Raw genomic sequence first — 15,469 nt, 5'->3', positions numbered from 1 at the left:
TTGATACACTGCCATGGCATGGAAGACGCGACTATGATCCTGATCGCATCTTTATAGGGCCTCCAGCCTGGCATGACCATACGTTCATTCCTGCAAGGGCGAGAAAGATTGCGGGGTGGCATGCAATTTCTCCCGCCCCGAGGTCACGTAATGGTTGCGATCGTCTTGATTCGAGCGCGTGGATATATTTCGGATTGTGAAAGGACCGATACGCTGGGTCGTACGCGTTCCACGATCGAGCGCATGGAGTCCCGGACCGGCGTCGAGACGACGATGACCGGTACCTCGCCGCTGGCAGAGACGGTATTGAAGACCTCTCGGAGGCGCGCGACGAAACGGTTCAGCAGGGACGGCGGCATGGCCAGGCGCCGTTCCTCGCCCTGTCCCGCGATGTGGTTCATGAATTCCGCCTCCCATTCCGGCGACAGGGTGATCATTGGAATATAGCCGCCGGGTCCTTCCAGCGTGCTGCAGATCTGCCGGGAGAGGCGGACGCGCACATGGTTGGTCAGGTTTTGTATGCCGCGCAGGCCGAGGCCGCTGCCTTCCTGGATGCTTTCTAGGATGGTCGGAAGGTCGCGGATCGAAATCCGTTCGGCCAGCAGCGATTGCAGGACGCGCTGGACCGTGCTGAGCGTCACCTGGGATGGAATCAGGTCGTTGACGAGCTTCTGCTGTTCGCGGGGCAGGTCGTCGAGGAGCGACTGGGTGGCGACATAGGTCAGAAGGTCGGGAAGATTTTGCCTGACCAACTCGCTGAGATGCGTCACGATGACGCTGGCGGGGTCGACCACGGTACACTTCAAGGCAATGGCCTTGGTCTTGAGGGAGGGGTCGATCCATACGGCGGGCAGGCCGAATGCGGGCTCGGTCGCCTTGTCGCCGACAAGGGGAGGTGTGCCGCCGGACGGACTCATGGCCATCAGCTTGCCGGGCTTCGCCTCGCCCGAACCGATTTCGATTTCCTTGAGCTTGATGATGTATTTGTCCGACGGAAGCAGGATATTGTCCTGTATCCTGATGGGCGGCGTCACGAAGCCCATTTCGGTCGCGATCGCCCTGCGCAGCGCCTTGATCTGTTCGGTCAGTTGGGAATTCTCGCCGCTGGTCAGGGGCAGCAGGCCGAAGCCGAGTTCGAGACGCAGCAGGTCGAGCTTGAGAACGTCGGAGATCGGAGCCGTCGTCGGGGCCGGTGTGACTTCGGTCACGTCGCCGTCACTATCGTGGGTGGGCGTTTTGTGGCGCCACCAGGCTCCGGCGCCGGCCAGGGCGGCAATGGTCAGGAAGGGAAAGGCCGGCAGGCCGGGGAGCAGCGCGAAGCAGGTTGCCAGCACCGCGGCCATGGCCATTGGTTTGGGATTGCCGCCCAGTTGCCGAACCAGGGTGACGTCGGCGGACCCGTCCGTGCCGCCCTTCGTGACGACGATGCCGGCTGCGGTCGAGACCAGGAGGGCGGGAATCTGCGATACGAGCCCGTCGCCCACGGTCAGGGTCGTGAAGGTGCTGGCGGCCTCGTTCACGGGCATGCCATGGCGTAGCACGCCGATGGCCAGTCCGCCGACGATATTGATGCCCGTAATGATGATCGCCGCGATCGCATCGCCGCGCACGAATTTGGCGGCGCCGTCCATGGCCCCGTAGAACGCGCTTTCTTCTTCCAGTTCCTTGCGCTTCAGGCGTGCCGTCCGGTCGTTGATCGCGCCGGAGGAGAGTTCGGCGTCGATCGCCATCTGCTTGCCCGGCATTGCGTCGAGGAAGAAGCGCGCTGCGACTTCCGCGATGCGGCCCGAGCCCTTGGTGATGACCATGAAATTCACCACCAGCAGGATGCAGAACACGATCCCGCCAATGACGACGTCCCCGCCCATCAGGAAGCCGCCGAATGCGGCCACCACATGGCCGGCGGCATATGCGCCTTCATTGCCGTGGCTGAGGATCAGCCGTGTGGTTGCGATTTCGAGTGCCAGTCGCAGGAGGGTCGTCAACAGGAGAAGGGTGGGAAAGGAGGTGAACTCGACCGGCTTCTCAAGGAACAGCGACACCATGAGGACCAGCGCGGAGGCGGTGATCGACAGCGACAGCCCCATGTCGAGGACAAAGGTTGGCAGTGGAACGATGAGGATGGACAGAAGCAGCAGGACGCCGATCGCGAGGCCGATGTCCGTTCCCGGGATCAGGGACCGCCAGGAAAGCGAATTCAGGCCGCCCCGCAGCACATTGTTCGAAAGCGCCATGCCGCGGGAAAGCGACAGGAACCGCCGTGCGGAGCGGTTCCTGTCGGTTAGCTTGCCGTCGCCGGGCTGTGCGATTGTGCTGCCATTGGCGGGGTCCAAGATGCCGCTTTCCCTTTCGTATGCCGGCTGTGGTTATGACGATCTCGGCATGATCGCCATGGCCGGGAAGCCTGGGCGGCTGTTCTGTGCATGGAAGGGTACAGACCCGGTTTCTGGGCCTGATAAGTACCGCTATAGTCGGCTTTGAGCAAGGCGCGAAAATGGTGCCGGCGGGGAATTGGGACTCTTTTGGCCGATATATGCGCCGGATGGCGCGAGGCGGGGGCTGGGGGATGCGGCTCCGGACAAGGTAAGGTGGGATTTGTGACGGAAGCAGACATGAAGGTACGCATGGAGTCCGGCGGGGGTGAGGCCGGGCGGCTCCTGACGGTCGCGTTCGCGAAGGAAAGCCTGTCACAATCGCCGACGCCGGCCAATCTGATCGAATTCTGCGATAGGCTGGCGGCCCAGGGGCAACGCGTCGAGGTCTTCCGCCTGGTCCTTGAGACGACGTCGCTGCGCATGGATGACTGGCAGCTCAGCCTGGCCGGCGCGACGGTGATCCTGCGCTACAGTTCCAATTACGATATTGTCGAAACATTGTTGCGTAACGTGCTCCGATGTGAACCGGACAATGTCGCTGCGCAGGCGTTCCTGGCGCATATCCGAGTGGCCTCTGGAGACGTCGCCGGAGGGTGTGCCCTGTTCTCCGGCATGATGCAGCGCTACCCGGCCGAGCATGCGAATATATGCGAATATATATCGATGTCTCTTCTGGAAGCCGGGTATCCGGCGGAAGCGCTGAAAATCCTGTTGTCTCATCTCCAGGGCGGGAACGTGACCGCAGCACTTCTGAACAATGTGGGGTGCGCCCTGGAACGGCTCAATCGCTCCCCTGATGCTCTGCCCTGGTATGAAAAGGCCCTGGCGCTTGCGCCGTCCTCGCCCGCGATCAGTTTCGGCTATTCCTGCACGCTGCTGAAGGCCGGGAGACTGCGTGAGGGATGGGAGGTTTATAGCAAGCGCGATTTGATTGTCAGCGACAAGGCGGCATGGTTCCTGTCCCTGCCGCGTCTGCGGCCCGGAGATGACGTGTCGGGACGGAAGGTCCTCCTGTTCGACGAACAGGGGCTGGGCGATACGATCCAGTTCATTCGCCTGGTCCCTTACCTGCTGGAAAGGGGGGCCGAGATCACCATCGTCGTGCCCGCAACGCTGGTCCGTCTTCTGACCCTGTCTTTCCCGGGTGTGTCCGTGCGGAACAAGGAGAATTTTGGCAGGGAAGACGGATATAGCTTCGCCGCACCCATTCCGGACCTGCCCTACATCGCCGGCGTGATGTCGGTACGGGATATTCCGGATGGCATTCCGTATCTTCGTGCCGATGACGGGGATGTCGCGCGGTTTGCGTCTCGCTTGCCAGGCCGGCGGCCGCGCATCGGCCTGGTCTGGGCGGGTGACCGGAGGACGCAGTCCGAGCATGTGCTTGCGGACAAGCGCCGTTCGGTCACGCTGGCGGACATGGGGAGCGCTCTGATGCCCGTCGAGGCGACGCTGGTTAGTCTTCAGTTCGGCCCGCCGCGTGCGGAAATCGAGGCGTGGCACGGTCAGGCGCTATTCGACCCGATGGGTGATGTCCGGGACATGGCCGACACGGCCGCGATCGCCAAAAATCTCGACCTGGTCATTTCCGTCGATACGGCGCCGCTGCATCTCGCGGGGGCTCTCGGCTGCCCGGTGTGGCTGGTCAGCCGTTGGGATGCCTGCTGGCGATGGGGCGATGAAGGTAGGAGTTCTCCCTGGTACCCGAACATGCGCGTGTTCAGGGCGAAGGAGCGGTCGTTCACAACTGTCCTTCAGGAGGTCGGGCTGGCCCTGCGTAACTGGCTATAGCCCGGCGCCTGTCCGGGTAGAGGCGTCAACCTGTTGGGCCTGCCAAGGCGACGGGGTTGGCGCGGTACGAGGCCAGGGTGCGCCCCCGCATGCCTGCAGAGGAGGGGCGGTGCATCGTGGGTTGTGTGAAATGCGCGAATCCCTGGAACGGGTGAAAGACCTTGGCCGGCGCCGGGTGCGCGCCGCTGGCGGCGTCGGGTTGCGCGTCGGCCGTGAGGGTCGGTTGCTGTATCGCCCTGAGCGCGGCGGGATGGGGGAAGAACGGGATGGAAAGGGCGCGCGCGCGTGAGGACTGGCGTGATGGGGGCTGCTGGTTCCGTCCATCCTGCGGGATCGCCCAGGCTTCGAGCACTTTCCACTGGTAGGGTGTGCCGATGCCCGGCGTCTGGGAATGGTACGCGGCGGCGGCCCTGGGCCAGCTCCCTGTCTTGTCATACATCTGGAGCAGGAACCGGCCGGCGTAGAGCGCATTGGTCACCGGGTCGAATGCCATGTCGAGCGAGGCAAAGGCATCCGGATGCTGTTGCAGGTTGACCTGCATGCAGCCGACATCGATCGACTGGATGCCTTGCTGACGAAATGCCTCCACGGCCGCGACAGCTTCGGCGCGCGTTGAATAATAATGGCCGATTCCCGCGGCTGTGATCGTCCACGGCCACGCGGAAATGGTGCCGTCCGGGCCAGGCTTGCCGCTTTCAACACGGCTCATGGCATTGAGGAAGCCATCCGGGACATGGAGATCCCGTTCCGCCTGTGCCGTTGCCGCGATGCAGAGCGAGGCTTCGGGTGGTCGGGCGAGCGCCATTCGTGCCGGCAGAAGGAAGGCGATGGCGACCGCCGCCACCCGACATGCCTGACGTCGCGGAGCATGGTAGAGCATGGCCAGTGTCGGGGCTGGACCAGTCACGGGCCGTCTCTCCCTGTATCGTGGCCGCTCGGTCCTGCGTAGGAGCAGGAAAGCATCGCCGGACGTATCGAACCACGAAAGTCTATGAAGTCTATGCAGCGGTTCGGCTTTACCTCATTTTCGCGATGGTCCACAACCTGGCGGAACCTGCAAGGAAGAAGGCGAACTGCCCTTCCTATTTCGCGCCGGTGGGCCATTGAATGTCATGGTCCGGCGGCGTATTCTCCAAAGTCGCCATGGTCACTTCGCGGAATGCCATGGACCGAAGTGCAAAAGGTGACCAGTGTCTATGAGGACTTGCCTCAGGGTGGCCAGCCTCTATCGCAACCATTTCGGTAAAGGCGATGGAATGAGTGCCGCGTTTTTCAGCAGGGAGAGCAGGCGGGCGCCCCGTTTTCGACGGATTGTGGCGTTGGTTTCGGCCGCGTTTCTTCTGGTAGGGCTGTTCCCGTTTCCATCGGCCAATGCCGCGATGGTCAGGGTAAAGGATATCGTCGATTATGAAGGCGTGCGCGACAACCAGCTTGTCGGCTATGGCCTTGTCGTCGGCCTGCGCGGTACGGGCGATCGTCTGACCAATACGATTTTCACGCGCGAAACGCTGATCAGCATGCTGAACCGACTCGGTGTGAATATTCGTGACCGCGAGGTGCAGCTTCAGACGCATGATGTGGCCGCCGTCATGGTGACTGCGACCCTGCCGCCTTTTTCTCATGGTGGCGGACGGATCGACGTGACAGTCTCCGCCGTCGGTGATGCGCGCGACCTGGCCGGCGGGACGTTGCTGGTTACACCGCTTCAGGCCGCGGACGGCGAGGTTTATGCCGTTGCCCAAGGATCGCTGGTGACGAACGCGTTCGCGGCTGGCGGTGCCGGGGCTGCCATGACGCAGAACATTCCGACCAGTGGCCATATCGCCAATGGCGCGGTCGTTGAACGTGAGGTGCCGGTTAATCTGGGGGCGAGCGGCATCATCCATCTTTCCTTGCACAATTCCAATTTTACGACCGCGAACAGAATTGCCGATGCGATAAACCGCCATATCGGGCGTGGCATGGCGCGGGTTGACGACCCGCGTACCGTCGCCATCGACTTGTCCGGGCGGGGGACGGCGGAAACCCTGTACCGTATCGGCGACCTGAGCATTGAACCCGATACGATGGCCAAGGTTATCGTCGACGAAGCCAGCGGAACGATCGTCATGGGGGACAATGTGCGCATCAGCACGGTCGCGATCGCGCAGGGAAATCTGACGATCCAGGTCACGGAAGCGCCTATTGCATCGCAACCTGGTCCGTTTTCCAACGGAACGACCGCTATTCTGCCGCGAACGCAGATCACCGCGAATACTGACAATTCCCACCGTCTGGGGATATTGCGCGAGGGGCCGACTCTTGCCAGTCTCGTGTCCGGCATGAACGCTCTGGGCATGGGGCCGCGGGATATGATCGGCATCCTTCAGGCGATCAAAGCCGATGGCGCTCTTCAGGCCGATCTTGAAGTAAGGTAGCGAGGCATGAGTGGTGTAGGCAGTGTCGCGTCTTCGCTGTCGGTGATCGGCCGGCAGCAGATGTCGGCTGGGCAGCCGGATTCGACCCAGACGGAGCAGGCCCGCAAAGCAGCCGTTTCGTTTGAAAGCGTGACCATCGGCGAACTGTTGCAACCGATGTTCGATACGATCGATACCTCTGATGGCATGTTCGGAGGCGGCGCGGCGGAGAAGCAGTTCCGCTCGCTCCAGGTGCTGGAACTCGGCAAGCAGATCGCCAATAACGGCGGTATTGGCATCGCCGACAGTGTCTATCGCCAGATCCTGGCCATGCAGGAACAGGCTCAGGCCCGGAAGGAAACGAGTCAGTCATGAGCAGCGCACCGGCCAGAACTGCGGATTCTCTCCTGGCCAGCTTCCAGGTGCTTTGCACCGTTCTCGAGGCTGAAAACGATCTTTTGAAAGCGGGCAAGCTGCAGGAGGTCGTGGACATGCTTCCAGCGAAACAGAGGGAAATGGACACGCTGGAGAGCATTCTCTCGGTCGACGGGACGGATTTGCTGCTGGCCGATCAGCCGCCTGTCCTGATGACGCCGGAAACCGAAGAAGCGGCCGGCCGCTTCGGCGCATTGGTCCGCGCCAACCGGGCATTGCTGAAAAACGCGATCGACGCGCAGAACGTCCTGATCCGGCTGATCGTCGTGGATGCGGTGCATGACGTAGGTGTCGGTTATGGTGCGTCGGGTCAATATATACCGAGCACAGGTGCGCAGGCGGCACTGACATTGCGCAGCGATGTCTGACGCAGGTTGTCGTTCCTTTTTCCGTGTCGTTGGTATGCGACCGGACGGTATGCCGCATGGAGTGAAGAGCCCTCTTCGGGTCCGGGGCGTCCAGAAAAATGGGGTTCGAATTATTCGGCTTCTCGATATCCGGAAAAGAGAATTCATGGATCTACGACGTCATTTCGCGGTCCGGCTGACTGATATCCGGCAGCATGCATTTCGGGTGGGTGCAGTGGTCGTGGCATCCGCCGGGTTGGCGGGCTGCCTGTCGCCGGCCAAGCCCTATCTGGATATGGGCCGGCGCCTGGCGGATGCTGGCTTCGTTGCGCATAAGGCGGACACCACGGCGCGCTATGCCATGATGAATACGCTTCCGCCCGGTGAACTCACCTATCGACCGTCTTCGGTCGGTCCGGTCTACCTTTATGCCGATCCGATCGGTTGTGGGTGTGTGTATATGGGATCGGCGACGGCATACGGCTATTATGTGTCGCTGGTCGCTGCTGGGAAGAATAAACGGACATCGCCCTCCGTCGTGTCGGAGATCCCGGCGATGGCGGCCGAGAACAGGCGTGATACGGCTTTGTGGGACTGGAGCGCGTGGTCGCCCAATGCCGACCCCGGCCCCACCCAGCCCCGGCATGTCATTGGCGGATACTGGTAGAAGCGGGAGTTCCTATCGGGATGGTCGGCTGAGAAAGGTGTTCTCAAACCTTTTCAACTGCTGATTTTTCTGCCGGGCCGAGCCCCCAGTTCTTGCATTCTTCGATCCATCACTTCCCTTGGTCGGGCCGGGAGTGGTGGTGCGCTGTGCCGATGGTGCATCCGGGCTCCAATCCCGGGGTGTGTCGCCTTCTTCGCGGGTTGCCCTGAGTGGCGCGTCATCGGTCGAAGACGGGGTATTTGTGGGCGCCGTGTCCTGTGGGAGTGAGGGGGCGGATTCGGAGTTGCTTTCTCCTGCGTCCACTGGAGGCATGGTGGCAGCCTCTCGCTGCATGCCGTCGGCAGCAAGGCCGCTTCGTGCTTCGGCATTCTGCTTCAGCTCAATTTCGGATGCCTTTTCGAGCAGTCGTTCAAGTTTCTTTTCATGGGGGGAGGCCTTGATCGTTGCTGTCTCAAGGCGATCTGCCGTCGCATCCGCCTTGCCGACCATGGTGCCCAGCTCTGTGCTTGTCACCTTGGCCAGTTCGATCATGCGGTTGAGCGGGCGGCCGCTGACTTCCCCAGCCACGCGCAATTTCTCCACGCCTTCTTCCGCACTCTTCACGCTGGCTTCGAGTTTTTCGACCAGTCCCATCAGGCTTTCGCGGTCATGCTTCAGATTGGAGAGAATCCGACTGAGATAAAAGCTGTAGATAATCCCCAGGAGAAGGAAGAACGATAAGACGATCTCGATGATCAACTGGATCTGAGTCAGCATTTGCCAGATGTCTCCAGTCTGGCCCGATTGTGAAGCGACGGGCGGATAAAGAAGGAAGGAATTGGGGTTGTCCTGTTCTCTTATTCGCAGGATGCGAGGGGAGGGATGGTGTGAGGATGCGGACTGTCGGGTGGCACCAGTCGTCGTTCGATTTTCACGGCTGCCTTGCCGTGCAACTGGCCGAGTCGTCCTTCGAACAAGGAGTTCTGCCCGCATTGCAGCGTGACATGAATCGGGGTGTCGCTCCGGTAGGGAAATGCGATCTGCGTACCGGGGCGCAGATTGAGGACCTGGGAGAGGGGGAGGAATTTTTCCTCGAACACGGCTGACACTTCAACATCGGTTTCGAGAATCTCGGACATCAGATGGTTTTCCCAGATCGAGTCTCGGCCGAACCGTTCGCCCATGAATTGCTGGGACAGGCGGTCACGCACTGGCTCCAGGGTTGCATAGGGGATGATGAGGTCCAGGTTGCCGCTCTTGTCCTCCATATCGATATGCAGCTTCGTCATCACTACGGCATTGGATGCTCGCGCGATTGCCGCGAAACGGGAGCTGACCTCGAGCCGTTCGAACGTGAGATCGATCGTGCAGACGGGATTGAACGCTGCCGAGAGGTCGTTGAGGGTCAACGTGATCAGTTTTTCGATCAGGGAGCGTTCGATCGCCGTATGCGGGCGGCCCTCGGTCCCTGCGTGGCCTACGCCGCGGGGGCCGCCCATCAGGATATCGATGATGGAATAGGACAATCCGGAATCGACGACGACAAGGCCATAATTCTCCCATTGGACGGCCTTGAAGACCGCGAACAGGGAGGATGATGGCACGGTGTTCATGTAGTCGCCGAAACACATCGAGCGCGTGCCCTCCATGGTGATTTCGACGTTGTCGTTCGTGAAGCTGCGTAATGTGGACGACAGGAGTCTGACAAACCGATCCAATGCGATTTCCAGCATCGGCAGGCGCTCATACGCGACGAAGCCGGCCTTGATGACACGTTCCATGCCGGTCTCTTCCCGGTCGGGAAGTCCGGCGAACGTATTGCCCAGAAGGCTGTCGATTTCGGATTGGTCCAGCATGTGACTGCTGATCATGCTGTCTTCAAACCCCGTGAACGCATCTTCCCGTGCGTCACGGCCCGTCCCTGACGCGTGGCTCTGCGCTTCGGGAGGCACCTCGGCGCTGGTTTCGCCGGACTGGCCGGCGTCCGGTGTGTCGTTTACGTCCTGCATATTGTTTTCGCCGCGGTTTGAACTGTATTTGGTCTGAATATCATGTAAAATTCTTTGATTACTGAATCAGGAATTCAACCAGGTACAGATTCGTGACCTGCAAGGGCAACAATTCCGCCCGGAGACGACGCATGATCGCTTCGCGCAGCCGGTATATTCCGTCGCCCCGGATGTCCTGCGGACGTGTCTCGTGCAGGTAAGTTTGAAATATGTCCTGAACATGCGGGATCATGTTCTGGAGCGACGCCTCGTCGCGTGCGCCTGATATTTCGACCTTGGCTGTCAGCTTTACATAGACCGGCCGGCCATCGCCATTGTCGAGATTGGAAACGATCGGCGGAATGCCCAGAATGATCGGCGGATGCAGCACCTGATCCGTGCGGGTTGCCACCTCGGTTCGAACCGAATGGAACAGATGGTCCCTCTTCATGAACAGGGTGCCACCGCCGACAGCGAGAAGAAGAGCCAGCAGACCGATGAAGAGGAGTTTCGTCGTGGAACGCCGTGGGGTCGTTTCCGTAGCCATGGATCGCCGCTTTTCGTCTCGGGAAGAGGGTTCCGGTACGCCGCCGGTTGCAGTCTCGCTCATATGCAGGGGGCTCCCGGGGGTAGGTAAACGATTTATTGATAGTGTAGCTACTGGAGGGGGCATGCTCAATGGCATGGGTGGGGCGTTCGTGACGATAGAAGGAAGCAGCCGCCATCAATCGGGCCGATAATCGGTTTCGTGTGACGTTGTCATGATATCGCGGGGCACCTGGGCAGCTTCTCTATCGCGGGCAGGTCGACGGAGCGCCGATCCGTTGCTCGTGCCATCATGGAGCATGGACAAAACGCGCAGGAACGTCTTGCGATGAGGCTGGTGTGGTCGATCTGTATCGGGAGAGGCGTCCGGTCGAAGGTCGAGGCCATGATCGCCCCGGTTCGCGGGCCAGGGGGCGCGCAGATATCAGGACTGCATCCGTTCGCCTGCCAGAAAGGGACAGAAATCAGACGCCCGGTAATCGATTTTTCCGGATCGCAATGCCGGATCGGCGGGCGGCGATTCTGGCACGTCGCGCCGGCTGGCCTGTGTTTGCCACGAGCCAGCCGCAGGTCAAGCTCTTACTGCTTCATGGCGATCGTGGTCTGTAGCAGTTGGTCTGCCGTCGTGACGATCTTGGTATTGGCGGAGTAGGCCTCCTGCGCGACGATCAGGGCGGACAGATCGCTGGTCAGATTGGTCGTGGAAGACTCGACATACCCGACCGACAGCGTGCCCGTGCCATTTTCCCCGACATTGCCGATTTTGGCGTTGCCGGATGATGCCGTGGCTGTATACGCCTGACCGTCGACGGCATTCAGCCCGTCGACGTTGGCGAAATTCGCCATGGCGATCTTGCCCACGAGCTGGGTATCGCCGTTATCGAAAATGGCCATGATAGAGCCGTCGCTCTGGACCGACACGCCCTCGTAGGTGCCGCTGGTCACGCTATCGCTGGCCAGGGATGGAGTCGCTGTGGGGGTGGTGCCGGTCGTCATGCCGGTTGTGCCGCCGATTGTGCCCAGGTCAAGATTGACGGTCTGCTGCGAACCATCCTGATATGACACTGTGATCGGAATATTGGCGGCGGCACCGAACAGAGTCGAGCCGACGGGCGTGGCGCCGTTCGTGATGGAGGCGATGGAGCCGTTGGCATTGAAAGTTACGGTATATGGACCGGCATTGGTCAGCGTAGCGGTGCCAGCGCCCGCTACGGCTTTACTCTGGGCTACCACATTCCAGGTATTGGGGGCAGTCTTCGTCCATTGAAGTTGAATGCCGCCCGAATTGTTGGTCGGGTTGGCGCTGTCGTAACTGCCATCGTACACCGTGGCTACGGCGGTGGTAACCGTGTCGCCCACGGCGGCAGTGGATGACAGCGTTCCGGTTGTCGAAAGGGTGGTGCTCTGCGTGGGACGGAAAGCGACATTCGCGACGTTGAGCTGGGTCAGGTTCGTGTTGAGCGCCCCGCTCGGATCGACCATATAGCCATCAAGATAGTAGCCGCTGGTGTTGACCAGGTAGCCGGTCTTGTTTTCATAAAATTCACCGTTTCGGGTGTAATACTGCGTGTTCTGGAACTGGGTCTGGGTAGCTGTGGACGCGCCGGTTTCCTTGGACACGACATACAGGCCGTTGCCGGAGATCGATGTCGCCAGGCTGTCGGCGCTGCTGGCTGCCGTACCCTGGGTATCCACATGCTGGATGGTGACGGCGGAGACGGAGTCCGAGATATCGGCCGATGCCGTGTTTCCGACGAGCGACCCGGCAACGAAATCCTGGAATGCCGTCGTGGTGGCCTTGTAGCCGACCGTCTGGCTGTTGGCGATGTTGTTGCTGAGGTTCGTAAATGCGGTCGACTGGGCGTTGATACCGCTGACAGCCGTGGTAAGGGCATTGAAAACTGACATGTGCCGTCCCTGCCTGTGCGCGCAGCTATCTGTTCCGCCCACCGTCAAGCAGGAAAATCACAACCCGATCATGGCCTGGCAGCTCATGACGTCATGCCCGTCAGACCATTTCCGGCGTGACGCGATTTCGGGTCAGTGATCTTACGGACATGGAATGGCGGCTGAAACATTCCCCGCGCGACATCTGTGCCTTGCTGGCTTTCTGAGTAGCATGCGCGGCGTGAAACGCAAGGACTTCATGTGTCGTTTTTATGCTACTGGTACATGAAAGATGTTACCGAATTGTTTCCGCCGGTGGATTCAGTGGCTACGCGGTCGATACGGTTCTGGATGACGGACCCGCCGGGAAGGATTCCTGTCCGAGCATGCGATACGGAGTGGCGGCGATTACTGTCGGGGCACGCGTGAACCCGGTGTCTTGAGTTTCATGACGTAGGCGATGATCGCGGCAACGGGCTGGAAATATTCCGGCGGTATTTCGGAATCCACCGGCAGCGTATAGAGGGCGCGGGCCACGGGCGGGTTGGAGACGATCGGGATCTTTGAATCCTCGGCCGCCTCGCGGATGCGGGCGGCGAGTTCATCCGCGCCCTTGGCGACGATTTTAGGCGCCGCATCCGTACCGTTTTCGTAAGATAGCGCCACGGCATAATGGGTCGGGTTGGTGACGATGACGGTGGCCTTCTTCACGGCCTGGAGCATCATCTGCCGGGCGCGCCGCATGCGGATCTGCTTCTGTTTGGCCTTTACCTTGGGGTCCCCATCATCCTGGCGTACTTCCTCCTTGATCTCCTGATGGCTCATGCGCAGCTTTTGCAGCCGATGGTATCGTGTCCATACTTCGTCGAGGATGGCGATCACGGCCTGGACCGTCAGGACGGTCAGCGTGGCGTATACGAACCACGATACGAGTTCCGAGGTCAGGTGATGAAGGGTCCAGCGTTCGGCCTCGGGTGCGACGTGCAATGTTCCTTTTGCCACATCGTAGAGCACCGCGCCGAAGGCGACGAACTTGACCAGGCTTTTCAGCATCTCGATCAGGTTGTTCGTGCTGACTACGCGCTTGATCCCCGACAGGGGAGACAGGCGCCCGATATCGGGGATGAGGGCCTGGGGGCGGAACAGCAGGCCCGTCTGAAGCATGGCGCAGGCGATGACAACCGCCACGCAGACGAGCACCAGGGGGGCCACCAGCAGGATGCCTTCGCGTACAGCCTGCTGGAAGACCAGGAAGAGCGATCCTCCATCCATCGAGATGGTATCGAAATGCTCCATCAGTCCGCGCATGTGCCGGAGAAATGTGCCGCCTGCGGAGGTCGTGGTCGTGGTGAAGACGGTCAGGAACGCGCTCAGGACCAGGAGCATCTGCGTTTCGCGGGATTGCGCGACGTTTCCGTCCGTGCGCGCCTTCTGCAGCCGTTTTCCGGTCGGGGCCTGCGACCGGTCTTCGCTGCTGGATCCTTCTTCCGCCATGGTAACTCAGCGCAGCGACGGTGGGGCACTTACGCCGGGCAGGGCGACAAGCAGGTCGCTCATCCTTTCCTGCCAGACGCCGGTCATGATCTGGATCAGCATGGCCAGCAGGAGGACGCCACCCAATAATTGGGCCGGCATGGCAATGCCGTAGACTTGGATCGCCGGCATCAGGCGGTTCAATACTCCCAGCATGGCAGGCCACAAGGTGCCGATTAGGATAAAGGGAGCAGCTAGTTGCAGCGCCAGGACGAATGTCTGCGCCGTGGCGGTGACGATGCTTTTTGTCATGTCGCCGAGCATCGGCATATGCCCCGGGGGAAACAGGTGGTACGAGCCCGTCACCGCAGCCAGGGGGAGGACATAAAGGCCGGTCGAGAGAAAGATGACCGGCGTGAGGGAGGAAGCCATGTGGCTGATGGCCGTGCTGGATGCGCCGAGTTCCGGATCCGGCTGGAGGATGCTGGCCAGGCCTGCGAGGATGGCGATGATCTGCATCGCAATGATCATTGCCATGGAAACGAGTCGGGCCAGCAGCCCGATGAATGCACCGCATAAAAGCTCGCCCGCGATGACGGCCAGCACCATGAACGGGCGATGAAGTGCCGGCCCGGATACGGCTGCCAGATGATCCTCCACCACTGGCAGGATGGTGATGCTGATGACAAGCGCAACTCCCGCCCGGACCACCATGGGGGACGTGGTTTCGCCAAAGCCGGGGGCTGTCATCACCATGGCACTGACCCGGCACAGGGTCAGCAGGAACATCGCGGCCAGTACGGGGATGGAGCCGCCGGGAAAGACCAGATCCCCCGTCATTTCAGAATGGTCGCCGCCAGAGTGCGGCCTGTCTTCACGAACCGCCCACCATGATCATCTGGTCGAAGATGGTCTGCGCATATGTATGGAGCGTGGCATACATGAACGAACCCGTCAGCATGAGGGCGGCTGTCGCGGCCATGAATTTCGGCACGAAAGACAATGTCGCCTCGTTTACCTGGGTTACGGCCTGAAGTAACGAAACCAGGATGCCCGCGCAGAGGGACGACAGAAGGGAAGGTGCGCCCATCTTGACTGCAACGAGCAGGGTCTGACGAAGTATTTCGTGAACATCGACCGTATGATGCATGTGCGAGAGCTTAGATCGACATCTTCATGACGTCCTGATAGGCCTGCACCATGCGGTCCCGAACCGTGGTGACGGTTTGCAGGGTCAGTTTCGCTTCTTCCACGGAGGTTGCGATATCGGTGAGGCTGCCTTTGCCGGAGAGGCCCTGGGCCGTCATCGTTTCGGCCGTCTTGCCGGTTTGAATCGCGTTTTTGAGCGCGCTGTCCAGAACATTGCCGAAGCTGGACACGCTGTCGGTGGGGAGGCCGTTCTGCGTGTCATCGGTGGAAGGCTGCAAGGCCTTCTGTGTCTGTCCGTAGGCATTGAGCGCATCGAAGCTGCGTGTGGTGATGTCGCTGATCATCGTGTACGTGCCGCGCCCCTTCTGCCTTGCAGGATATCCCTGGCAGGTTATTGCGCCTCACTGCCTATCCTAGTCTCGTCTTGACGGCAAGG

15 protein-coding genes are annotated in these 15,469 nt (G+C 60.7%); 5 read left to right on the top strand and 10 right to left on the bottom strand.

Translation table 11 applies throughout. The features are described from left to right. Positions 1 to 143: 143 nt before the first annotated feature. Positions 144 to 2,234 (bottom strand): flagellar biosynthesis protein FlhA, encoded by a 2,091-nt coding sequence (flhA, locus tag HLH36_RS04995; protein WP_182985395.1) that lies wholly within the window; start codon positions 2,232 to 2,234, stop codon positions 144 to 146. Positions 2,235 to 2,612: 378 nt separating this feature from the next. Here flhA and HLH36_RS04990 point away from each other — a divergent pair, with 378 nt between their 5' ends. Continuing rightward, positions 2,613 to 4,166, top strand: coding sequence for a tetratricopeptide repeat-containing glycosyltransferase family protein (locus tag HLH36_RS04990; protein ID WP_246376433.1), 1,554 nt, complete (start codon positions 2,613 to 2,615; stop codon positions 4,164 to 4,166). Between the two features lie 25 nt (positions 4,167 to 4,191). Here HLH36_RS04990 and HLH36_RS04985 read toward each other — a convergent pair whose 3' ends face one another. Further along, positions 4,192 to 5,073, bottom strand: coding sequence for a transglycosylase SLT domain-containing protein (locus HLH36_RS04985; protein ID WP_338030392.1), 882 nt, complete (start codon positions 5,071 to 5,073; stop codon positions 4,192 to 4,194). Between the two features lie 349 nt (positions 5,074 to 5,422). Here HLH36_RS04985 and HLH36_RS04980 point away from each other — a divergent pair, with 349 nt between their 5' ends. From HLH36_RS04980 to HLH36_RS04965, 4 genes are all read left to right on the top strand, one after another. Further along, positions 5,423 to 6,583 carry a flagellar basal body P-ring protein FlgI gene (locus tag HLH36_RS04980; protein ID WP_182985392.1) on the top strand — a complete coding sequence of 387 codons (1,161 nt, stop codon included), beginning with the start codon at positions 5,423 to 5,425 and terminating at the stop codon, positions 6,581 to 6,583. Between the two features lie 6 nt (positions 6,584 to 6,589). Next, complete coding sequence (locus HLH36_RS04975; protein WP_182985321.1) at positions 6,590 to 6,937, top strand: rod-binding protein; 348 nt, start codon at positions 6,590 to 6,592, stop codon at positions 6,935 to 6,937. After that, complete coding sequence (locus HLH36_RS04970) at positions 6,934 to 7,365, top strand: hypothetical protein (protein ID WP_182985320.1); 432 nt, start codon at positions 6,934 to 6,936, stop codon at positions 7,363 to 7,365. The genes HLH36_RS04975 and HLH36_RS04970 overlap by 4 nt, the downstream gene beginning before the upstream one ends. Positions 7,366 to 7,510: 145 nt before the next feature. Beyond that, complete coding sequence (locus HLH36_RS04965; RefSeq protein WP_182985319.1) at positions 7,511 to 8,011, top strand: hypothetical protein; 501 nt, start codon at positions 7,511 to 7,513, stop codon at positions 8,009 to 8,011. A gap of 12 nt (positions 8,012 to 8,023) precedes the next feature. Here HLH36_RS04965 and HLH36_RS04960 read toward each other — a convergent pair whose 3' ends face one another. The 8 genes from HLH36_RS04960 to HLH36_RS04925 form a co-directional block, all read right to left on the bottom strand. Then, positions 8,024 to 8,767, bottom strand: a complete 744-nt coding sequence (locus tag HLH36_RS04960) for a DUF6468 domain-containing protein (RefSeq protein ID WP_182985318.1) — start codon at positions 8,765 to 8,767, stop codon at positions 8,024 to 8,026. Positions 8,768 to 8,847: 80 nt separating this feature from the next. Then, complete coding sequence (gene fliM, locus HLH36_RS04955; RefSeq protein ID WP_182985317.1) at positions 8,848 to 9,999, bottom strand: flagellar motor switch protein FliM; 1,152 nt, start codon at positions 9,997 to 9,999, stop codon at positions 8,848 to 8,850. Between the two features lie 58 nt (positions 10,000 to 10,057). Continuing rightward, entirely contained in the window at positions 10,058 to 10,525 is a 468-nt protein-coding gene (locus HLH36_RS04950; protein ID WP_246376431.1) for a flagellar basal body-associated FliL family protein, read from the bottom strand. 578 nt (positions 10,526 to 11,103) lie between these two features. Beyond that, on the bottom strand, positions 11,104 to 12,432 hold the full coding sequence (locus tag HLH36_RS04945) for a flagellar hook protein FlgE (protein ID WP_182985315.1): 1,329 nt from the start codon (positions 12,430 to 12,432) through the stop codon (positions 11,104 to 11,106). Positions 12,433 to 12,819: 387 nt separating this feature from the next. Further along, a complete protein-coding gene (locus HLH36_RS04940) occupies positions 12,820 to 13,905 on the bottom strand; it encodes an EscU/YscU/HrcU family type III secretion system export apparatus switch protein (protein WP_182985314.1) in 1,086 nt (361 codons plus the stop codon). Between the two features lie 6 nt (positions 13,906 to 13,911). Then, on the bottom strand, positions 13,912 to 14,673 hold the full coding sequence (locus HLH36_RS04935; RefSeq protein WP_246376429.1) for a flagellar biosynthetic protein FliR: 762 nt from the start codon (positions 14,671 to 14,673) through the stop codon (positions 13,912 to 13,914). A gap of 85 nt (positions 14,674 to 14,758) precedes the next feature. Next, positions 14,759 to 15,034, bottom strand: a complete 276-nt coding sequence (locus tag HLH36_RS04930) for a flagellar biosynthetic protein FliQ (RefSeq protein ID WP_182964269.1) — start codon at positions 15,032 to 15,034, stop codon at positions 14,759 to 14,761. Positions 15,035 to 15,044: 10 nt separating this feature from the next. Next, positions 15,045 to 15,377 carry a flagellar hook-basal body complex protein FliE gene (locus HLH36_RS04925; RefSeq protein ID WP_182985312.1) on the bottom strand — a complete coding sequence of 111 codons (333 nt, stop codon included), beginning with the start codon at positions 15,375 to 15,377 and terminating at the stop codon, positions 15,045 to 15,047. Positions 15,378 to 15,469: the final 92 nt, after the last annotated feature.

It is taken from the genome of Gluconacetobacter aggeris (genome assembly GCF_014174395.1).
GTDB classification, from domain to species: Bacteria; Pseudomonadota; Alphaproteobacteria; order Acetobacterales; family Acetobacteraceae; genus Gluconacetobacter; species Gluconacetobacter aggeris.
Note: the sequence above shows the minus strand (reverse complement) of the source record. Positions and strands in the feature narration are given on the sequence as shown.